The sequence below is a fragment of the Thermogutta sp. genome (assembly GCF_014359955.1).
GTDB lineage: Bacteria > Planctomycetota > Planctomycetia > Pirellulales > Thermoguttaceae > Thermogutta.
On sequence record NZ_JACIYL010000838.1, the window covers coordinates 1 to 1,844 of the forward strand.

At 58.3% G+C, this 1,844-nt stretch carries 1 protein-coding gene and 1 pseudogene; both read right to left on the reverse strand.

The features are described 5' to 3' along the window. Window positions 1-952 (reverse strand): glycosyltransferase family 4 protein (locus H5U08_RS17445; protein WP_297036029.1); only part of this gene is annotated, 952 nt, incomplete at its 3' end. Between the two features lie 607 nt (window positions 953-1,559). Then, window positions 1,560-1,844 (reverse strand): annotated as a pseudogene (locus H5U08_RS17450) (acetyl-coenzyme A synthetase); the annotation flags it as partial.

The following is a 1,844-nucleotide window of genomic DNA, read 5'->3' on the forward strand; positions in this document are numbered from 1 at the left end:
GGCGTCGCACGCCGTATCGGTCCAGCCGCTCCACCTGCTTGAGTGCTTCCACGGCTGCGTCGATCGAATCCACGATCCAACCCGTGATTCCCGGATCGATCACTTCCGGCACCGAGCCACAACGCCAGGCAATCACCGGAGTCCCACAGGACATGGATTCGATCATCACCAGTCCGAATGGTTCCGGCCAATCGATGGGGAAGAGCAAAGCCAAGGCATTGCCGAGAAACTCGGATTTGTCGTTCTCCCCGATTTCGCCGATGAATTCCACATGGGGCTGTGACAGGAGCGGCTCGATGCATTCCCGGAAATACTGCAAATCGGCCTTGTCCACCTTGGCGGCAATCTTGATTTTCATGCCTGCGCGGCGGGCAATCTCAATCGCGCGATCTGGTCGTTTCTCCGGGGAAATTCGCCCCAGAAAGGCCACGTAGTCCCCCTTCGGATTCGGATTGAAGAGGCACACGTCCGCCGGCAGACCATGGTACACCGTGCCTACCCAGTTGGCAAAAGGTATTGGCCGCCGCTGATCGTTCGAGATGGAAACCACCGGCATGTCCTGAAATTCCCAGTAAAACGGTTTCAGGTCGGGAAGATCCAGGCGGCCGTGAAGGGTGGTCACGGTCTTGTGGGCGATATCGCGGAACAGGGGGAAGTGGATTAAATCGACATGAAAATGCAGGATGTCGAACTCGCTGGCTCGCTGCCGCACACGCTCCAGTTGCATGAGCATGTACGGAAGAGGTTCCTTGACTCGTGGATTCAAGCGAATGGCACGATCAATGCAGGGGACGAGTTCCGCCGATGTGACGGAGTCGCCGCTGGCGAAGAGCGTCACTTCGTGGCCCTGGCGGACGAGTTCTTCTGTCAAATAGGAGACGACTCTTTCGGTACCGCCGTAGAGTTGAGGTGGCACACTTTCGAACAGGGGCGCGACTTGGGCAATTCGCATAGACGTTCCTCCTCCACCTTCATCTCTGAAAGTTCGAAAGAACGGTGCGAACTGCAAAGAAGAAAGCCGTGGGAACCCCGCGATGAATGCGACCGAAGGGGGACCCCCATTGGTCGGAGCAACGGTAACGTTGGAATGCGAACAGAATTTTGCCAGAAAACCGCTGCGTCCAACGTCTCATCGCTATCGAGCTTGCCACTCGACAGTAACGGACGTTCTCACCGCCTGGGCGTACTCCCTACGGGAATACCCCGAGCGTATCGAGGATGTTGGGGTGTCATGGGCGATAGCAAATGCCATACCATTGGCAGTACAGTGGCCCGGAAACCCTCCCGCAGAACCAGTAATAGTTTTGCTATCTTGCCTATTGTGTCTGTGTTTTTGCAAAGTTATTGCCGTCCAGGCGGAAGGCATCCCCCGCGAGATTGGACCATTCCTCCCCGACTCCGAGGTGACTGAAAAAAACGGGGACTGCCATTTTCGCAGTCCCCAGTGCCAAAATGACCACCTCATGGGCTCCCGGTGTCGCCATTATGCCGGGAGCTGGAAACACCCCTAGAGGGAGGCCCCTCATTCCCGGACCGGTCTGTCCTGGGCGGACGGTCCATTATTCTTCACCGGCCCGCAGTCGGGCGAGGACGCTGTAATCTTCCAGCGTGCTGGTGTCGCCCACGGTCTCCCGCCCCGCGGCGATGTCCCGCAGCAGGCGGCGCATGATCTTGCCGCTTCGCGTCTTGGGGAGAGCCGTTGTGAAGCGGATATCGTCGGGAACCGCCAGCGGCCCGATCTGCTGCCGCACGTGGTTCTTCAGTTCCTGCCGCAACGCGTCAGAGGGTTCGTACCCTTCCGCGAGCGTCACGAAAGCGCAGATGGCTTCCCCTTTGATCTCGTG